Origin of the sequence: Pseudomonas sp. Ost2 (assembly GCF_018326065.1) — a bacterium.
Classification (GTDB): domain Bacteria; phylum Pseudomonadota; class Gammaproteobacteria; order Pseudomonadales; family Pseudomonadaceae; genus Aquipseudomonas; species Aquipseudomonas gingeri.
In genome coordinates this window covers 6,827,275-6,846,507 of the sequence record NZ_AP021904.1, presented here as the reverse complement: position 1 = coordinate 6,846,507, position 19,233 = coordinate 6,827,275, and the positions used below count along the sequence as shown (strand labels likewise).

The 19,233-nt window shown below is 63.7% G+C and carries 13 protein-coding genes; 2 read left to right on the top strand and 11 right to left on the bottom strand.

Annotated elements, in window-relative coordinates; genetic code table 11:
* Positions 1 to 247 precede the first annotated feature (247 nt).
* From mdtD to betI, 8 genes are all read right to left on the bottom strand, one after another.
* Entirely contained in the window at positions 248 to 1,678 is a 1,431-nt protein-coding gene (gene mdtD, locus KI243_RS30380) for a multidrug transporter subunit MdtD (RefSeq protein ID WP_017128322.1), read from the bottom strand.
* A 33-nt stretch (positions 1,679 to 1,711) separates the two neighbouring features.
* Positions 1,712 to 2,590, bottom strand: a complete 879-nt coding sequence (locus KI243_RS30375; protein WP_017128323.1) for an alpha/beta hydrolase — start codon at positions 2,588 to 2,590, stop codon at positions 1,712 to 1,714.
* 302 nt (positions 2,591 to 2,892) lie between these two features.
* Positions 2,893 to 4,230: a TldD/PmbA family protein gene (locus KI243_RS30370; RefSeq protein WP_212810229.1), complete on the bottom strand. Its 1,338-nt coding sequence runs from the start codon at positions 4,228 to 4,230 to the stop codon at positions 2,893 to 2,895.
* A complete protein-coding gene (locus KI243_RS30365; protein ID WP_017128325.1) occupies positions 4,230 to 5,672 on the bottom strand; it encodes a TldD/PmbA family protein in 1,443 nt (480 codons plus the stop codon). Before KI243_RS30365 ends, KI243_RS30370 begins: the two co-directional genes overlap by 1 nt.
* A 298-nt stretch (positions 5,673 to 5,970) precedes the next feature.
* Positions 5,971 to 6,666 carry an RraA family protein gene (locus KI243_RS30360; RefSeq protein ID WP_017128326.1) on the bottom strand — a complete coding sequence of 232 codons (696 nt, stop codon included), beginning with the start codon at positions 6,664 to 6,666 and terminating at the stop codon, positions 5,971 to 5,973.
* A 265-nt stretch (positions 6,667 to 6,931) separates the two neighbouring features.
* Positions 6,932 to 8,635, bottom strand: a complete 1,704-nt coding sequence (gene betA, locus KI243_RS30355) for a choline dehydrogenase (RefSeq protein WP_017128327.1) — start codon at positions 8,633 to 8,635, stop codon at positions 6,932 to 6,934.
* Between the two features lie 176 nt (positions 8,636 to 8,811).
* A complete protein-coding gene (betB, locus tag KI243_RS30350; protein ID WP_017128328.1) occupies positions 8,812 to 10,284 on the bottom strand; it encodes a betaine-aldehyde dehydrogenase in 1,473 nt (490 codons plus the stop codon).
* A 107-nt stretch (positions 10,285 to 10,391) separates the two neighbouring features.
* A complete protein-coding gene (gene betI, locus KI243_RS30345) occupies positions 10,392 to 10,985 on the bottom strand; it encodes a transcriptional regulator BetI (protein ID WP_017128329.1) in 594 nt (197 codons plus the stop codon).
* A gap of 479 nt (positions 10,986 to 11,464) precedes the next feature.
* Between betI and KI243_RS30340 the strand changes: the two genes are divergently transcribed.
* Positions 11,465 to 13,417, top strand: a complete 1,953-nt coding sequence (locus KI243_RS30340) for a BCCT family transporter (RefSeq protein ID WP_244861921.1) — start codon at positions 11,465 to 11,467, stop codon at positions 13,415 to 13,417.
* 464 nt (positions 13,418 to 13,881) lie between these two features.
* Here the strand turns inward: KI243_RS30340 and choV are convergent, their stop codons facing one another.
* The 3 genes from choV to KI243_RS30325 all read right to left on the bottom strand — a co-directional run bounded on the left by choV (position 13,882) and on the right by KI243_RS30325 (position 16,919).
* Positions 13,882 to 15,060 (bottom strand): choline ABC transporter ATP-binding protein, encoded by a 1,179-nt coding sequence (gene choV, locus KI243_RS30335; RefSeq protein ID WP_017128331.1) that lies wholly within the window; start codon positions 15,058 to 15,060, stop codon positions 13,882 to 13,884.
* Complete coding sequence (gene choW / locus KI243_RS30330) at positions 15,057 to 15,902, bottom strand: choline ABC transporter permease subunit (RefSeq protein WP_017128332.1); 846 nt, start codon at positions 15,900 to 15,902, stop codon at positions 15,057 to 15,059. The genes choV and choW overlap by 4 nt, the downstream gene beginning before the upstream one ends.
* Before the next feature lie 69 nt (positions 15,903 to 15,971).
* Entirely contained in the window at positions 15,972 to 16,919 is a 948-nt protein-coding gene (locus KI243_RS30325; protein ID WP_017128333.1) for a choline ABC transporter substrate-binding protein, read from the bottom strand.
* Between the two features lie 439 nt (positions 16,920 to 17,358).
* On the opposite strand from KI243_RS30325, the gene KI243_RS30320 reads away from it, so the two are divergent.
* Complete coding sequence (locus tag KI243_RS30320) at positions 17,359 to 18,735, top strand: L-serine ammonia-lyase (RefSeq protein WP_103032705.1); 1,377 nt, start codon at positions 17,359 to 17,361, stop codon at positions 18,733 to 18,735.
* Positions 18,736 to 19,233: the final 498 nt, after the last annotated feature.

The window sequence follows — 19,233 nt, the reverse complement described above, 5'->3', positions numbered from 1 at the left end:
GTTAAAAGCGGTGGCGATGGTGGTCACGGGACTGGCCTGCAAAACAAAATGTCGCGCAGTGTATCAGCCCCGGCTGGCGACGCTGCAAATTCTGGACGAAAAGTAGCCAAATACTGGCAGTGCTGTCTTTTCAGGCGCGAGCCTTGAACTGTAGGAGCTGGCTTGCTGGCGATTCAGGCGACGCGGTCTATCAGACACACCGCGTCAGCGTTCATCGCCAGCAAGCCGGCTCCCACAGGGGGAGCACTTAGTGCTCGATATGCTGTTCCTGGACTTCCCGGGTCCGCCGCCCGTCCTGGGGCGACAGTTGCAGGAAGATCGCCGCCGCCAGCATCGCCATGATGCCCACGGTCAGGAAGGTCAGCTGGAAGGCACCGAGCACCGTGTCCACGCCGTCGTTGCCGATGGCCGCGGTAAAGCCGCCGAGCAGGGCGCCGGCACAGGCGACGCCGAGGCTCAGGGACAATTGCGCGACCACCGACAGCAGGCTGTTGCCGCTGCTGGCGGCCTTGTCGTCGAGGTCGATCAGGGTCACGGTGTTCATCGCGGTGAATTGCAGCGAGTTGATCGCCCCGGCAATCGCCAGCATGCCCAGCAGCAACGGATACGGCGTGTGTTCGGTGACCAGGCCCATGGCCGCGAGCATGATGCCCAGCGCCAGGGTGTTGCCGGTCAGCACGATGCGGTAGCCCAGGCGCTCGATCAGCGGCCGGGCAATCGACTTGGCGAACATCGCCGCCGCCGCCAGGGGCAGCATGCTCATCCCGGCCTGGGACGGCGAGTAACCCAGGGCCACCTGCAGCAGCAACGGCACCAGGAACGGCAGGGCGCCGCTGCCCAGGCGCGCGAATAGATTGCCGAGGATGCCCACGGCGAACGTCCGGGTCTTGAACAGCGAGGGTGCGAACAACGGATTGTCGATATGCCCGGCGCGCAGCCAGTAGGCGGCCAGGCAGGCGAGTCCGGCAAACAGCAGCAACATCACCCGCAGGTGCGGCAGTTGCAGCTCGCCCAGGCCCTCCATGGCGATGGTGATCAGCAGCATCGCCGCGCCGAACAGCAGGAAGCCGATGCCGTCGAAGCGCGTACGCTCGCTGCCGCGCAGGTCGGGGATGAATTTCCACACGGCATAACAACCGACCAGGCCCACCGGCAGGTTGATCAGGAAGATCCAGTGCCAGGTCAGAAACTGCACCATCCAGCCGCCCATGGTCGGGCCGATCAGCGGCCCGAGCAGGCCGGGGATAGTGATGAAACCCATGATCCGCACCAGTTCCGAGCGCGGATAGGCACGCAGCACCACCAGCCTGCCGACCGGCAGCATCAGCGAGCCGCCGAGGCCCTGGATCACCCGCGCACCCACCAGCATGTTCAGCGAACTCGACAGGGCGCACAGCAGCGAGCCGATGCTGAACAGCAGGATCGCGCAGAAGAACACCCGCTTGGTGCCGAACCGGTCGGAAATCCACCCCGAGGCCGGGATCAGCAATGCCACGGTGAGCATGTAGGCAATCACCACGCCCTGCATGCGCAGCGGGTTTTCCGCCAGGTCGAGGGCCATGGACGGCAGGGCGGTGTTGAGGATGGTCCCGTCGAGGGATTGCATGAAGAAGGCGATGGCCACCACCCAGGGCAGCCAGCGAGCGGTCGTTGCATCAAGAGGGGCGCGGTTGGGCATGGGCAGCTCTTTGTTAGCAGGCTATGGATCCGATTATGCCTGATCGGTCTGGGCTTGAGCGCTCCGGCTACGCTCTATTTGCTCCTTCGACAGCAGAAAACCGAGCAGGGCTCGATGAACATTGTCGGCTGCCACCCGCGACTCCAGGTCGAGCAGGTGCCCGGTGTCCTCGGCCACCGAAAAACTGCACCGGGGGATGTGCTGCTGGAACTGTCGGGCACCTTCGGCGGGGGTGTAGATATCCTTGGCGCCATTGATGAAGTGCACCGGGGTGCGGATCGCGGACAGCTGTCGCAGGTAGTTGCCGTCGCCCAGTTGCAGCACCTGGTCGATATGGAAGCGTGCCTGGCGGTATTCGGTGCTGGCCATGGTGCTGAGGTGCTGGTGGTTGGTGCTCTTCAGGCGGGGCGGGAGGAAATGACCGACCGTGTCGTTGAGCAGGTGGCCGATGGCGGACTTGTCGTCGACCTGGATCAGTTCGTGTACCCGCTGGACGTACGCCAGCATCGGCGGGTTGAGGTCGGGGGCCAGGGCCATGATCACCGAGCTCTGGATGCTGGGCGGGTTCCGCGCGAGGGTCAGCAGGCTGGAGATACCGCCCCAGGACGCCGACACCAGGTGGTTGACCTCGAAGCGCTCCACCAGCGCCAGGAGCATTTCCACCTCGTCGTCCTTGGTCACCAGCCCCGGATCGGGATTGTAGGCCTGGGAGCGGCCGGCGAAGGGCAGGTCGAACAGCAGCACGTTGAAATGCTCGGCCAGGCATTTGCTGGTGCGGGTGAACGACGACGTGGTGGACAGGGCGCCGTTGACCAGCAGCACGGTGTTGCGGCGCGGATCCTCGCCGATGCGCTGGACATGGACGTTGAAATGCCTGAACAGATTATTGATGACGAAGCTTCCATGATTCATATCAAACTCCAGCAAAACACTTTCGGCGACTGAAAGAGGCGCGGCATTGAGTAACGAAATCGCGGGTGAAGCCTGGGGCTCTGGTGCCGGGCTCGAACGAGGTGCTGGCGTTTTAATGCTGCGCCGAACGATGGGCTATGTATAACGCGACGGGTCTGGCGGGGCAACCGTCGGAGCGGATAGGCGTGAGGATCTTCAGGTCAGGGCGATGCCGCAGTCCTGCGGAAGCCGGCTGACCAGGCGATGCAAGGCCCAAGGGCCTCATCGGCGGCAAGCCGGCTCCCACAAGGATCTTTTCGCGTCTACAGGGTCAGCGTCAGCTTGCGGATCAGCGCGCCCGGCAGCAGGCTCGATGCCGTCTGCCGCTGATCGTAGGTGCTGGCCGACAGCAGCAGCTCACGCTCCTGGGTCAGGGCTTCCAGCTGGGTGCCCAGCAGGCTGTAGACGCTGTCGTCGAAACGCATGGTGCTGACCGGTGTCTGGATCTCGCCGTTCTCCACCCAGAAGGTGGCGAAGCGGGTCATGCCGGTCATGCGGCCGGCCGACTGGTCCGAGTAGTTCAGGTACCACAGGTTGCTGATGTAGAGGCCGGTGCCGAGTTCTTCGAGGACCTGCTTCTGCGCCAGGCGTCCGGCCTTCATCTCCAGGGCACTGGGGTATTCGCCGCCGCCCGCGCCGTTGGCGGTCAGGCCGTATTCGGCGGCACTGCGAGAATTGATCATGCGGCCGTTGGCCGAGCCCTTGGCGACCAGCGACAGGTCGCTGCGCGGATAACCTTCGTTGGAAAACGCCGGGCTCAAGGAGCCGCTGACCTGCTCGTTCAACCAGACGATCGGGTGGAACGAGGCTTCGCTGGCATACAGCTTCTGCAGCGGGCTGTGTTTGCTGGCGATGGCCTGGGCCGAGAAACCGCCCCAGCAGAGCATGCCCATGATTTCTTCCAGCGCCGCCGGCGCCAGGTAGGCGCGGTACTCGCCGGGAGCCAGGGTGCGCAACGGCCGCCCAAGAAACTCGAGCTGTTCGCGGGCTTGCTGGAAGCGCCGGGCGAAGCTGTCGCTGTCCCATTCATGGCCGGCATAGCTGGCCTTCACCGCCTGGCCGTTTTCGTGGAACAGGCTCCAGTCGAAGTTGAAGCTATTGGCCTGGTGCCAGCCGAATGCCCCGTCCGCGTTGGCAAAGCCGCGGCTGATGGGCCCGGCGGCATAGAAACCGACCAGGTCCAGGCCGGTCGCGGCGCGGCTGATCTCTTCGAGGACCCGGGCAGTGTCCGGCAGCGGCAGGTCCTGCACATTGCGGCTCTGCCAGGCCGTGTGATTGAGCAGCAGGTACGGATCGGCGGGCAACAGCGGCAAGGTCTCGCGCAGCTTTTGCAGGCCGTCGGCCAGGCGCTGGCGATCCAGCTCCAGCTCGCCGGAGAGAGTGATCTGCAGGTCGGCATGCCGTCCCGCATCGATCAGCTTGAAGCTCAGGCTGGCCTGCTGCACCTGGCCGGCCTGGCGTACACGGCCGTGGTTGAAGCGGATGAACTGCGAAGATTCGGCAGCGTAGCCCAGGGTGAATTTCTCCGTGGCCTGCAGGTGCTCGCGCAGCCAATCCACCAGCGCCTGGAAGTGCCCGGCCTGACTCAGTGATTGATCCATCAGGCATCTCCTCCAAATACGTCGACATGGCTGAACACGCAGGCGGGCGAAGCGTGCCCGACGCGAATCACCTGGTTGGGCTCGCCCTTGCCGCAGTTCGGCGTACCCAGGACCTTGAAGGTACTGGCATCGCCGACCGCACTGAGGTTGCGCCAGAACTGCGCGGAAATCGCCCGGTAGTTGGGGTTCTTGACCACGCCCTTGAGCTCGCCGTCCTCGATCAACTGGCCCCATTCGCAGCCGAACTGGAACTTGTTGCGGGCATCGTCGATGGACCAGGAACGGTTGGTCGACATCAGGATGCCCCGCTCGATACCGCCGACCAACTGCTCGAAGGACTGGTCGCCCGGTTCGATGTTCAGGTTGGCCATGCGATCGATCGGCGGCCGGTTCCAGCTGCAGGCACGGCTGTTGGCGACACCTTCGAGACCGGCGCGGAATTGCGACAGCGCCCCGCCCAGCGGTCGCAGCAACAGGCCTTCGCGGATCAGGAACTGCTTGTGGGCGGCGCTGCCGTCGTCGTCATGGCCGTAGCTGGCCAACTGTTCGGGGATCTCCGGGTCGAAGGTCACGTTGAGCAGCGGCGAGCCGTATTGCAGGTGGCCGAAGTCACTGGCCTTGACGAAGCTGGTGCCGGCGTAATTGCGTTCGTCGCCGAGGATCCGGTCCAGTTCCAGCGGGTGGCCGATGGATTCGTGGATCTGCAGGATCATCTGGTCCGGCGTCAGCAGCAGGTCGCGCGGGCCCGACGGGGTGTTGGGCGCCAGCAGCAGTTGCAGGGCCTGGTCGGCGATCCGCGCACCGGCACCGATCAGCCCGGAGCGGCCGAGCACTTCGGTGCTGCCTTGCTGGCCGAAATTCTCGCGGCCGAGGGTACGGGTCTGGCTGTCCATGCCGTCGAAGGCGGTCACGCTCAGGCCCGGGAAGACGAAGCGTTGCGCCTGGCGCAGCTCGGCCCCGACGCTGTTGAGGTAGATCTGCTCGACATGGGTCACGCCGAGGCTGACTTCCCAGTTCACCAGGCGCTCGTCCCTGGGCACGGCCGCGGACTCGGCGGCGAGCAGGGCGTAGCAGTCGCTCAGCGAGGCAAAGGGTTGCTCCAGTTGTGGCGAGCAGTAGTCGCCGCGTTCGCTGGAGACGGCTTGCTGGCGCAGGTCGAGCAGGGCATGGCCGGCAATCAGCCGGGCCTGTTCCTCGGCCCTGTGCAGGGCGGCCTGCAGGCCTTGCCGCGAGAGGTCGTTGGTGGAGGCGTAGGCTTCGACACCGTTGACCCGCACGGTCAGCATTGCGCCTTCGTCACGGCTCAGGCTGGGGGGCTCCGGGACGTTCTTGCGCACCGACAGGTACTGGCCGGATTCGCGAACATAGCGCAGCGAAAAGAATTCAGCGCCCGTACGCAAGGCAGCGAAGTGCTGCTTGAGGCGGGGGTGGAAGTCGAACATTGGGGAACCTCCCTGGAGATGGCGGTGGCCGCGAGGGGCATTTCAGGAAAGGCCCCGATGCCAGTCTGTCAGGATAAGGCGATTTTGCCGGTTGTGGGAGCCGGCTTGCCGGCGATTCGAGTGACGCGGTGTTTCAGCGATTCCGCGTTGTCGTCTATCGCCGGCAAGCCAGCTCCCACAAGGTCCGGGGCTGGCGATGTTCCGTGGTGAGCCCCTATCCTGTGGGCGCGGTTGGCATCGCCATCGCCAGCAAGCCGGCTCCCGCAGACAGCAGGCAGCGGCGTACCGGCGAAAGGGCTTACAGCGGGCAACCCTTGGCGCGCAGGATCGCGTCGAAACGGTCCGGGTCCAGGGTGCCGGCTTCGATAGCCGCCAGGGTGGCCTTTTCCCGCGCCAGCAGGTCATGGCAGCGGATCAGCAGTTCCGGCAATTCGCTGCGGGCCGCGGCGACCACGCCGTCACCGTCGCCGATCATCAGGTCGCCCGGGGTCACCAGCATGCCCGCGCAGGAGATCGGCACGTTGATTTCGCCGCCACCGTCGGTGCTCGGACCACGGTGCACGCCGCCGATGGCATAGGCCGGCAGCTCGCCGGTCTGCCACTCGTCGAGGTCGCGCAGGGCGCCGTTGATCACCACGCCGACGATCCCGGCCTTGAGGGCCATGGCGCGCATGATGCCGCCGAACACGGCGCGGGTCAGGTCGGCGCTGCCGTCGATCACCAGCACATCGCCCGGACGGGCCATCTGCATGGCCTTGAGGATCATCAGGTTGTCACCCGGGCGCACGCGCACGGTCAAGGCGTTGCCCAGCATCGGGGCGTTGCCATGGAATGGCTTGAGGCCCAGGCCACCGACGTTGCGTCCCAGGCAGTCGCTCACGGCGGCGGCGGGGATCTTGCTGAATTCCTTCAGCCATTTTGGATCGAGCGGTTCAGGATTCGGATTGATCAGGTAGCCGGTAGGCCATTTGCTCGAAGAGACGACATCAAACATGGGAAAGCCTCGTGGCCAGCAATGTGGCGGCGTGTCGATTGGGGCGGGGTGAAACGTTTGCGCGCCAATAGATTAGGCCTGCGCGGGGGGGAGGAGCAAGGGTGGGGCGGTGTAGGGACTGTTTACGTTGTGTGGTGGGAGATTTGTGTTGCCGGGGTTGGCAGCGTGGCAGCCGGCTTGCTGGCGATGGCGGCCGGCCAGTCGATGCAAGACTGGCTGGCCTCATCGCCGGCAAGCCGGCTTCCACAAGGGACTGTGTCAGCAGTTACTGCGCGGTACGGCTCACTTCGCGCACCGGCTTGCCACGCACAGGCGTGTCACCGGCCACGTAGTAGTCGGCCTTGCTGCGCGGCAGCGGCTGGCGGCCACGGATCTTGTCGGCGATTTTCTCGGCGATCATGATCGTCGGTGCGTTCAGGTTGCCGGTGGTGATGATCGGCATGATCGACGCGTCGACCACCCGCAGGCCCTGCATGCCATGCACGCGACCCTGGCTGTCGACCACGGCCATCTCGTCGGTGCCCATCTTGCACGAGCAGGACGGGTGGAACGCGGTCTCGGCGTGCTCACGGACAAACTTGTCCAGTTGCTCGTCGGTCTGCACCTCGATGCCCGGGCTGATTTCGCGGCCACGGTAAGCGTCCAGGGCCGGCTGCTGCATGATTTCCCGGGTCAGGCGGATGCCGTCGCGGAATTCCTGCCAGTCCTGTTCGGTCGCCATGTAGTTGAACAGGATGCTCGGGTGCTGGCGCGGGTCCCTGGACTTGGCCTGCACACGACCGCGGCTCGGCGAACGCATGGAGCCCATGTGGGCCTGGAAGCCGTGTTCCTTGACGCCGTTGCTGCCGTTGTAATTGATCGCCACCGGCAGGAAGTGATACTGGATGTTCGGCCATTCGAATTCCGGACGGGTGCGGATGAAACCACCGGCCTCGAACTGGTTGCTGGCGCCGATACCGGTGCCGTTGAACAGCCACTCGGCACCGATGGCCGGCTGGTTCCACCACAGCAGCGAGGGGTACAGCGAGACCGGCTGGGTGCAGGCGTACTGCAGGTACAGCTCCAGGTGGTCCTGGAGGTTCTCACCGACGCCCGGCAGGTCGTGGACCACCGGGATATCCAGGCTTTCCAGCAACTGGCGCGGGCCGACGCCGGAGCGTTGCAGCAACTGTGGCGAGGCGATCGCGCCGCTGCTGACGATGACTTCCTTGCGCGCACGGGCTTCGACGCGCTCTTCGGCGCTGCCCAGCAGATACTGCACGCCCACCGCGCGTTTGCCCTCGAAGAGGATCCTGTCGGTCAGGGCGTGGGTGACGATGGTCAGGGTCGAGCGCTTCTTGGCGGTGTCCAGGTAACCGCGGGCGGTGCTGGAGCGACGGCCGTTGGGCGTCACGGTACGGTCCATCGGGCCGAAACCTTCCTGCTGGTAGCCGTTCAGGTCTTCGGTGCGCGGGTAACCGGCCTGCACGCCGGCCTCGACCATGGCGTGGAACAGCGGGTTGTTGCCGGCCTTGGGCGTGGTCACGCTGACCGGACCTTCGCCGCCGTGGTAGTCGTTGGGGCCGATGTCACGGGTTTCCGCCTTGCGGAAATACGGCAGGCAGTCCAGGTAGCTCCAGTCTTCCAGGCCTGGCAGCTTGGCCCAGCCGTCGTAGTCCATGGCGTTGCCGCGGATGTAGCACATGCCGTTGATCAGCGAGGAACCGCCGAGGCCCTTGCCGCGACCGCACTCCATGCGTCGGCCGTCCATATGCGGCTCCGGATCGGTCTCGTAGGCCCAGTTGTAGCGGCGGCCCTGCAGCGGGAACGCCAGGGCGGCGGGCATCTGGGTACGGAAGTCGAAACGGTAGTCGGGGCCGCCGGCTTCCAGCAGCAGGACGGTGACGCCTTCGTCTTCGGTCAGGCGGGTGGCCAGGGTGTTACCGGCCGAGCCGGCGCCGATGATGATGTAATCGTATTCTTGGGACATTGAATGCACCCTCTTCAGATGTGGTCAGGTCGGGCCTGACGAGTGTTTCGCACTCGATCGCCTGCAAGCCGGCTCCTGCAAGGGCGGGGTAACCGCCGGCTTGGCGAACGACACCAAGCCTGTAGGAGCGGGCTTGCCCGCGAAGACGGCCGCGCGGGCAATACAAGACTCGGGTCTTAGAACACCGAGGCGTAATCGCCCAGCTCGACCTGTACCGATTTGATCCGGGTGAAGTTGTTCAGCGAGCTGATACCGTTTTCACGGCCGACACCCGATTGCTTGTAGCCGCCGACCGGCATCTTCGCGTCGGACTCGCCCCAGGCATTGATCCAGCAGATCCCGGCTTCCAGTTGATGAATCACGCGGTGGGCGCGGTTCAGGTCCCGGGTCACCACACCGGCGGCCAGGCCGAAGTCGGTGTCGTTGGCGCGGCGGATCACTTCTTCCTCGGTCTCGTAGCTGAGGATGCTCATCACCGGGCCGAAGATTTCTTCGCGCACGATGGTCATCTCGTCGGTGCAGTCGGTGAACACGGTCGGAGCCACGTAGGCACCCTTGGCGAACTCGCCGGCGGTCAGGCGTTCGCCACCGCACAGCAGGCGGGCGCCTTCTTCCTTGCCCTTGGCGATGTAGCCCAGCACGCTTTCCATGTGGGCGAAGCTGACCAGCGGACCGAAGTTGGTGTTCTCGTCTTCCGGGTTGCCGACGCGGATACGCGCGACACGCTCGGCGATCTTGGCTTCGAACGCGGCTTTCAGGTGGCTCGGCACGAACACGCGGGTGCCGTTGGTGCAGACCTGGCCGGAGCTGTAGAAGTTGGCCATCATCGCGGTGTCGGCGGCGCGATCAAGGTCGGCGTCGTCGAAAATGATCAGCGGCGACTTGCCGCCCAGTTCCATGGTCACGTCTTTGAGCGACGAGCTGGAAGCGCTGGCCATGACCTTCTTGCCGGTGTCGGTGCCGCCGGTGAAGGAAACTTTTTCGATGCGCGGGTGCTCGGTCAGCCAGGTGCCGACTTCACGGCCGCTGCCGGTGAGGACGTTGAACACACCATCCGGAACGCCGGCTTCGGTATAGATCTCGGCCAGTTTCAGGGTGGTCAGCGAGGTGACTTCGCTTGGCTTGAAGATCATCGCGTTGCCGGCCGCCAGGGCTGGCGCGGATTTCCACAGGGCGATCTGGATCGGGTAGTTCCAGGCGCCGATACCGGCAACCACGCCCAGCGGCTCGCGACGGGTGTAGACGAACGAAGTGGTACGCAGCGGGATCTGCTCGCCCTCGATGGCGGGTACCAGGCCGGCGTAGTATTCCAGCACGTCGGCACCGGTGACGATGTCGACATAGCGGGTCTCGGAGTAGGCCTTGCCGGTGTCCAGGGTTTCCAGGGCGGCCAGCTCGTCGTTGCGCTCGCGCAGGATATCCACGGCGCGACGCAGGATGCGCGAACGTTCCATGGCGGTCATCGCCGCCCAGACTTTCTGGCCCTTCTCGGCACTGACCACGGCACGTTCGACGTCTTCTTTCGTCGCGCGTTGCACTTTGGCGAGAACTTCACCGTTAGCCGGGTTGATGGCATCGAAAGTGGCATCGCCGCCGGCGTCGGTGTAACCGCCGTCGATGTAGAGTTTTTGCAGTTCGAAACGGGCCATAGTGTCCTCGCAAGTGCATCAGTGGTTGGCGTTAACCGCCGGGTGCGCCATATGGGTCTGGCAACACCGTGCGGCAGTCGTTCAGGTGCCGAGCGTTTCTCGGTGCTCTAGCGCTCCTGCTTAGCCAGTTGGAAATCCATGTATTCGTAAGCGATCCGTTGCGCCTGCGCGGTGTCGAAAGCGTCTCCCGACAACGCGCCGCGCAACCACAAACCGTCGATCAACGCTGCCAGTCCCCGTGCCGCGCTGCGGGCTGCGGGCAGCGGCAGGACGCGGCGGAACTGGCAACACAGGTTGGAATACAGACGGTGATCGTTGATCCGCTGCAACCTGTGCAAAGACGGGTGGTGCATGCTGGTGGCCCAGAAGGCCAACCAGGTTTTCATTGCCGGGCCATTGACCTGGCTGGCGTCGAAGTTGCCTTCGATAATCACCTGCAGATGGGCCCGCGGGCTGTCATCTGTCAGCGCCTGGCGGCGCGCGGCGACGTTCTCGGTCAGGGCGTTCATCAGATACCGCATCGTGGCGGCGATCAGGCCATTCTTGTCCTGAAAATAGTGACTGATGATGCCATTCGAGACACCGGCCAAACGGGCGATCAGCGCAATGCTGGCGTCCCCCATCCCGACCTGATCGACCGCCGTCAAGGTGGCTTCGATCAATTGCTGGCGGCGTATGGGTTGCATACCGACCTTGGGCATCGTGCACCTCTCCTTAGGCCCGCCGGCAGACGTAGAACGGCTACCGGCTCGTGGGCCAGTCTATTTTGTTTTGATTGAACGTTCAATCAACAAAGAATAAGATCTGCGACAAATCGTCGCTGCCTACAGGTTTTTCCTACATGTAGCTGACGGAAAAACGACCTCCGAAAAAACACCGGACCCGCGGGGCAGACACTCTGCGCAGGCGAAGACGGACGTTGCGAGCAGGCACGAAAGGCACCCGGCAGCGCGATCATTTTTCGCACAGGGTCCTGGCGCGCCGGTTCAGGCGCAATCCCCGCGGGGCCGGGGTTTTTTCGGGGTGTCTTTATATCACCCGCTGGTCGGCTGCCAACTAACCGATTGGCCGGGTGCCGTGTTGCCTTGTGTCTTTCTCCCGCACTGCCTGGAGCATCTGTGCAATGAGTTCTGCCTCTCTTATAAAGACCCCTGCCGAAAAGGTGCGGGTCAACGGTTGGGTGTTCTACACCTCGACCGCGTTGATTCTGTTGCTCACCGCCATCCTGATCATCGCCCCGCAAGAGGCTGGCAAACTGCTCGGCGTGGCCCAGGCCTGGCTCTCGCGCAGCTTCGGCTGGTACTACATGGTGGTGATCGCCGCCTACCTGGTGTTTGTCGTCGGGCTGGCGTTCTCGTCCTACGGCAAGTTGAAGCTGGGAAGCAAGCAGGACACCCCGGACTTCAGCTACGGCGCCTGGGCCGGTATGCTGTTTTCCTCGGGGATCGGTATCTCGCTGCTGTACTTCGGTGCTTCCGAGCCGCTGGACCACTATTTCAATCCGCCGGAAGGCGCGGCCGGCAGCCATGCGGCCGCACGTCAGGCGCTGCAACTGACCTTCCTGCACTGGGGCCTGCACGGCTGGGCGATCTATGCGCTGGTGGGCTTGGCCGTGGCGTACTTCGCCTATCGGCACAACCAGCCGCTGGCGTTGCGCTCGGCGCTGTACCCGCTGGTGGGCGAGCGCTGGGTCAAGGGCGCGGCCGGGCACGCGGTGGACGGCTTCGGCATGTTCGTCACCCTGCTGGGCCTGGTGACCAACCTGGGCATTGGCTCGATGCAGGTGTCCTCTGGGCTGGAAAGCCTGTTCGGCATGGCCCACAGCAACACCAACCTGCTGATCGTGATCATCGTCATGAGCACCGTGGCGACCATTGCCGCCGTGTCCGGTGTGGAAAACGGCATCCGCCGCCTGTCCAACCTGAACATCGTGCTGTTCAGCGGCCTGCTGATCTTCGTGCTGCTGTTCGGCCCGACCCTGCACCTGCTCAACGGCTTCGTGCAGAACATCGGCGACTACCTCAACGGCGTGGTGCTGAAGACCTTCGACCTCTACGTGTACGAGAACGACGCCGAGAAGTCCGACCGCTGGCTGGGCCTGTGGACCCTGTTCTACTGGGCCTGGTGGATTTCCTGGGCGCCATTCGTGGGCATGTTCATCGCGCGTATTTCCCGTGGTCGCACGGTGCGTGAACTGGTGGCCGGCGTCCTGCTGATCCCGTTGGGTTTCACCCTGGCGTGGCTGTCGATCTTCGGCAACTCGGCCCTGGACCTGGTGATGAACCATGACGCCGTGGCGCTGGGCAAGACGGCGCTGGAACAGCCGTCCATGGCGATCTACCAGTTGCTGGAACACTACCCGGCGTCGAAAGTCGTCATTGGCGTGTCGATCTTTGTCGGCTTCGTGCTGTTCCTGACCCCGGCGGACTCCGGCGCGGTGATGATGGCCAACCTGTCGTGCAAAGGCGGCCAGGTCGACGAGGATGCCCCGCACTGGCTGCGGATCTTCTGGTCGGCCGTGATCACCCTGGTGACCATCGGCCTGTTGTTCGCCGGTAACTTCGAAGCCATGCAGACCATGGTGGTGCTGGCCGGGCTGCCGTTCTCCGTGGTGCTGGTCTTCTTCATGTTCGGCCTGCACAAGGCCATGCGCCAGGATGTGCAGATCGAAAACGAACAGGCCGAACTGGCGGCCCGTGGTCGTCGCGGCTTCAGCGAGCGGTTGAGCGCGCTGGACCTGCAACCGACCCAGGCGATCGTTCAGCGCTACATGGACAAGCAGGTCAGCCCGGCGCTGGTCGAGGCGGCCGCACAGCTGCGCAACCTGGGCCTGACGGTGCAGACGCAACTGGGCAAGGCCAAGAGCCTGATCGGTCTGCGGGTGGAGATGGAGGAAGGCAATCCCTTCGTCTACGAAGTGAGCCTGGACGGCTACCTGGCGGCGCCGAGTGAGTCGGCCCAGGTCGAAGGTGCGGAATCCGAAGTGCGGGCCCGTTACTACCGTGCCGAAGTCTACCTGCACAATGGCAGCCAGGAGTACGACCTGATGGGGTTCACTCAAGAGCAGATCACCCGTGATGTGCTCGATCAGTTCGAAAGCCATCGGCAGCTCCTTGGCCGGGTTTACAGCTGAGGTTGAAGGCACGCGGTGCATCCGTTGCACCGCGTTGTTTTCATCGCCAGCAAGCCGGCTCCCACAGGTCGGTTGCGCACCACGAACCTTCGTCTTGCCCGGTCCCTTGTGGGAGCCGGCTTGCCGGCGATGGCGACTCTGAGGGCCGTGCAAGACTCGATGGCCTCATCGCTGGCAAGCCCGGCTCCCACAGATCGGTTGCGCGCCACGAACCTTCGTCTTGCCCGGTCCCTTGTGGGAGCCGGCTTGCCGGCGATGGCGACCCTGAGGGCCGTGCAAGACTCGATGGCCTCATCGCGGGCAAGCCCGGTCCCTTGTGGGAGCCGGCTTGCCGGCGATGGCGACCCTGAGGGCCGTGCAAGGCTCCATGACCTCATCGCGGGCAAGCCCGACTCCTACCGGTTCAGTGCTAGCCCCCGAAAACAAGAACGCCGCGATCCATTCGCGGCGTTCTTGCATCTGTCTCAACCCAGGTTCTTGCCCAGCAACGCGTGATACAACTCGCTGTCGCCGAGGATCCCGACCACCTTGTTGTTGTCGTGCAGTACCAGCTTGTTGCCGGTCTGGTAGCGGATCTGTAGCGCGTCGCGCATGCCGATATTCGAATCCACCAGGGTCGGGGTGCGGCCCAGGGCCTCCACCGACTGGCCTTGTACCCAGCTTTGCAGGTTCAGGCTGGCACCGTTCTGGCGGGCGCCCTTGATGGTGTTGCCTTCCGCCAGGTCGATCCACGAGTCGCCGCCCGGATCGATGCAGACCGAGCCGTTGACGCGCTTGCAGTTGTCCAGGGTGCGCATCAGGCTGCGTCCGCAGAGCACGTTCAGCGGATTGGTGTGGGCGACGAAGGTACGCACGTACTCGTCCGCCGGATTGAGCACGATTTCTTCAGGCTTGCTGTACTGGATGATCCGGCCGTCCTTCATGATCGCGATGCGGCTGCCCAGTTTCAGCGCCTCGTCGAGATCGTGGCTGACGAACACGATGGTTTTCGCCAGCTTGCTCTGCAGGGTCAGCAACTCGTCCTGCAGGCCCTGGCGGATCAGCGGGTCGAGGGCCGAGAACGGTTCGTCCATCAGCAGGATATCGGCGTCCATCGCCAGGGCGCGGGCCAGTCCGACCCGTTGCTGCATGCCGCCGGACAGCTCGTCGGGCTTTTTGTTGCGCCATTGCTCGAGGCCGACCAGTTGCAGCTTCTCGTCCACCAGCTTGCGTCGTTCCTTCTCCGGACGACCCTGCATCTCCAGGCCGAAGCTGATGTTCTCGCGCACCGTCAGCCAGGGCATCAGGGCAAACTTCTGGAACACCATGGCGATGCGCTTGGTGCGCATCATCTTCAGTTCGGCGTCGGTGCAGTTGGCGATATCGATCTGTCGGCCTTCATGCTCGACGAACAAGTGACCACGGCTGACGGTGTTCAGGCCGTTGATGCAACGCAGCAGGCTGGACTTGCCGGAACCGGAGAGGCCCATCAGCACGCAGATCTCGCCTTTCTCGATTTCCAGGCTGGCATTCTCGACGCCGACGATCTGTCCGGTCTTCTTGAGGATTTCTTCCCGCTTGAGGCCTTTGTCCAGCAGCGCGAGGGCCTCACGCGGGTTCTTGGAGAAGATAACGTCTACCTTGTCGAAGCGAATGATGCTCATGCGTCACCCCTTACCTGTGCGTCGGGTTGTTTGCAGATACGGTCGAGCATGATTGCCAGCAATACGATCGCCAGGCCGGCTTCGAAGCCCAAGGCGATATCAGCGGTGTTCAGTGCGTTGACCACGGGTTTGCCCAAGCCATCGGCACCCACGAGTGCGGCGATCACCACCATCGACAGCGACAGCATGATGCACTGGGTGATACCGGCAGCGATGCTCGGCATGGCGTGGGGCAGTTCGATTCGTGCGAGCAACTGACGGCGCGAGCAGCCAAAGGCCTTGCCGGCGTCCATCAATTCCTGCGGTACATCCTGGATGCCCAGATACGTCAGACGGATGGGCGCGGCAATCGCGAACACCACCGTGGAAATCAGGCCGGGTACAACACCGAGACCGAAGAGGGTCAGGGTCGGAATGAGGTACACGAAAGTCGGTACGGTCTGCATCAGGTCGAGGACCGGACGCATCAGGGTGTAGAACATCGGCTTGTGTGCGGCGACGATGCCCAGCGGCACGCCGATGACCACGCAGACCAGGGTGGCGAACATCACCTGGGCGAGGGTTTCCATGGTTTCCTGCCAGTATCCCAGGTTGAGGATCAGCAGGAAGGACGCGACCACGAAGGCTGTCAGGCCCCATTTGCGCTGGATGAGGTGGGCGATCACGGCAATCAGCGCGATCAATGCCAGCGGATTGAACCAGGCCAGCGCAAACGTCACGCCGTGGATCATCGTTTCCAGTGTCGAAGCGATCGCATCGAAATAGTTGGCACCGTGTTTGGTCAACCATTCGACGAAGGCGGCGATGTACTGGCCTAGAGGGATTTTATGTTCAGTCAGCATGGTATTGAACGTCCACATGCGGGGGAATAAATGCAGACCCGGGCGGGCGGACCCGCCCGGCGTCGGCGGTTATTGCGCGAGCTTGGCTTTCACGGCGTCCAGGCCAGGTTTACCGTCAATGGTGGTCACGCCAGCCAGCCAGGTATCGAGTACCTGTGGGTTCTTCTTCAACCAGGCCTTGGCCGCGGCTTCAGGTTTCATCTTGTCGTCGAGGATGTTGCCCATCAGCGAGCTTTCCATGTCGACGGTGAATTCGAGGTTCTTCAGCAACTGGCCGACGTTGCTGCATTCCTGCACGTAGCCCTTGCGGGTGTTGGTCGCCACGGTGGCCGCACCGAAGTCGGGACCGAAGAAGTCGTCGCCGCCGGTCAGGTACTGGATCTTGAAGCGCTTGTTCATCGGGTGTGGCGCCCAGCCGAGGAAGACCACCGCGGTGTCGCGTTTCTGCGCGCGGTCGACCTGGGACAGCATGCCCGCTTCGCTGGATTCGACGACCTTGAAGCCGGCGTCCTTCAGGCCGAAGGCATTCTTGTCGATCATGGTCTGGATCAGGCGGTTGCCGTCGTTGCCCGGCTCGATGCCGTAGATCTTGCCGTCCAGTTCCTTCTTGAACTTGGCGATATCGGCGAAGTCATGCAGGCCCTTGTCATACAGCGCCTGGGGCACGGCCAGGGTGTACTTGGCGCCCTTGAGGTTGGTGCGCACGACGTCGACGGTGCCGGCGTCGCGGTAGGCCTTGATGTCGTTCTCCATGGTCGGCATCCAGTTGCCGAGGAACACGTCCATGTTCTTGCCGTCGGCCAGGGACTTGTAGGTCACCGGCACGGAAATCATCGTGGTCTTGGTCTTGTAGCCGAGAGCGTCGAGCACGACGCTGGTGGTGGCGGTGGTGGCGGTAATGTCCGTCCAGCCGACATCGGAGAAGTTCACGGTACTGCACTGCGCCGGTTCTGCGGCCTGGGCCAGCAGCGGGAGACTCAGCATGGCGGCCAACAACAACGAGGGGGAACCTTTCATGGGGGTAGACTCCTATGTGTTTTTTCTTGGCAGTGTCCGACTGGACGATCGCGCTTAATTGTTCTGTTGCGGTTGGAGGCTTCGAGGACAGCTCTACCCCGGTGCCTTGCAATCGAGTCGAGACTGATCATGTACCAGCCTGAATATGTCGCCTACAGGGTGCGTCGTATCCAGTACAGGGAGGGTCGCATCCAGTGTCGGTGAGGTCGTTTACAGATTTTTTCGGTGCTTTTTCCCTCCCTGAGCCGCAAAAGAACGCCGAAAAAAGCCTGTCGGCGGCGCCTGGCGTAGATGGACATGAGTGCGTCGGTGCCAGACGTCGAACCCCGATTCAAAAGGCTGATGATGCCTTCATCCCGGCGGATCGCGCCTACAGCGTAGCAGCTCCGCCACCAGGCGTTTCAACGCCTGGAACCTGCATCCAGAGGGCGTCACAGTCATGGCAATCAGCGTATTCGACCTGTTCAAGATCGGCATCGGCCCGTCCAGCTCCCATACCGTGGGGCCCATGCGGGCGGCGGCGCTGTTCGTTCAGGGACTGCGTGAGCGCGGCGCCCTGGAGCAGGTCCGGCGGGTCGAGGTGCAGCTCTATGGCTCGCTGTCGGCCACCGGCATCGGCCACGGCAGCGACAACGCGGTGATCATGGGCCTGATGGGCGAGTGGCCGGACGCCATCGACCCGTCGCAGATCGGCCTGCGCATCGCCACCCTGCGCGAAACCGACACGCTGCTGCTCGACAATCGCCTGCCGATTCCCTTTGTCTGGGCGCGCGACATGCAGTTGATCGACGAGAACCTGCCGTTCCATCCCAACGCCATGACCCTGGTCGCTTTTGATGCTGCCGGCGAGCTGCATCGCGACACCTACTATTCGGTCGGCGGCGGTTTTGTCGTCGATGCGGCGCAAGCGGCCAGCGGTGTCGCGGATATGGACCAGACCGTGCTGCCGTATGACTTCTCCAGTGCGGTCGAGCTGCTCGAGTTGTGCCAGAAGCACAACCTGCGGGTGGCGGAACTGATGATGGCCAACGAGCGGGTCTGGCGTTCGGAGGACGAGATCCGCAGCGGCCTGATGAAGCTCTGGCGCGCCATGCAGGATTGTGTCGAACAGGGCCTCAGGCACGAGGGCATCCTGCCCGGTGGTTTGAATGTGCGTCGGCGCGCGGCCAAGTTGCACCGCAGCCTGCAGGAGCTGAACAAGCCGAACGTGATCGGCTCGACCCTCAGCGCGATGGAGTGGGTCAACCTGTTCGCCCTCGCCGTCAACGAAGAGAATGCCGCCGGCGGGCGCATGGTGACGGCACCGACCAACGGGGCGGCGGGGATTATTCCGGCGGTGTTGCACTACTTCATGAAGTTCAGCGAAGCGGTGACCGACGCCAATGTCGTCGACTACTTCCTGGGAGCGGCGGCGGTCGGGATCCTGTGCAAGAAGAATGCGTCCATCTCCGGGGCCGAAGTGGGCTGCCAGGGTGAAGTCGGCTCGGCCTGCGCCATGGCCGCGGCGGGGCTGGCCGAGATTCTCGGGGCGACGCCGGAGCAACTCTGCAACGCCGCGGAAATCGGCCTGGAACACAACCTCGGCCTGACCTGCGACCCGGTCGGCGGGCTGGTGCAGGTGCCGTGCATCGAGCGCAACGCGATTGCCGCGGTGAAGGCGATCAATGCCGCCCAGATGGCCTTGCGCGGCGACGGCCAGCACTTCATTTCCCTGGACCGGGTGATCCGCACCATGCGCGATACCGGGGCCGACATGCACGACAAATACAAAGAGACTTCACGGGGTGGGTTGGCGGTCAGCGCGGTGGAGTGTTGATCCGGACGATGTAGTGGTTGTTCTGGCGCTTTCGCTGGCAAGCCAGCTCCCACAGTGGACCGCATGCAGCCGAGGGTGCTGGCATGTCGGCTCCCACAGGTTATGCGTCTTACCCGGGATCGGGGCTTTACCCCGGGCACATTGTGGGAGGGGGCTTGCCCCCGAAGGCGTCGGGCGGGACATGGCCTGCATGGGCACTAATTGCCCATCGACACAGCGCTGCGCCACCTTTTGGCGCGTCGCAAACAGATAACTGAAACACCGCGGGCACAACCAGGATCGTGCCCCGTTACCGCCGGTCGACCGTGCTTGCGGTGACACTCCCGCCCGGCGCTTTCCCGTGCCCGAAACACAAGTGCTACCGATTTGCTCAAACCGCCGAAGCAGGGCGCTTACAGAACTTTCCCACGCTTATAACCCGCACTCCTGGCAGGGGCTATATAGACACGCCGGCATGTCGTTTTCAGGAGTTATTGAATACGCATTCAACTTTAGGCA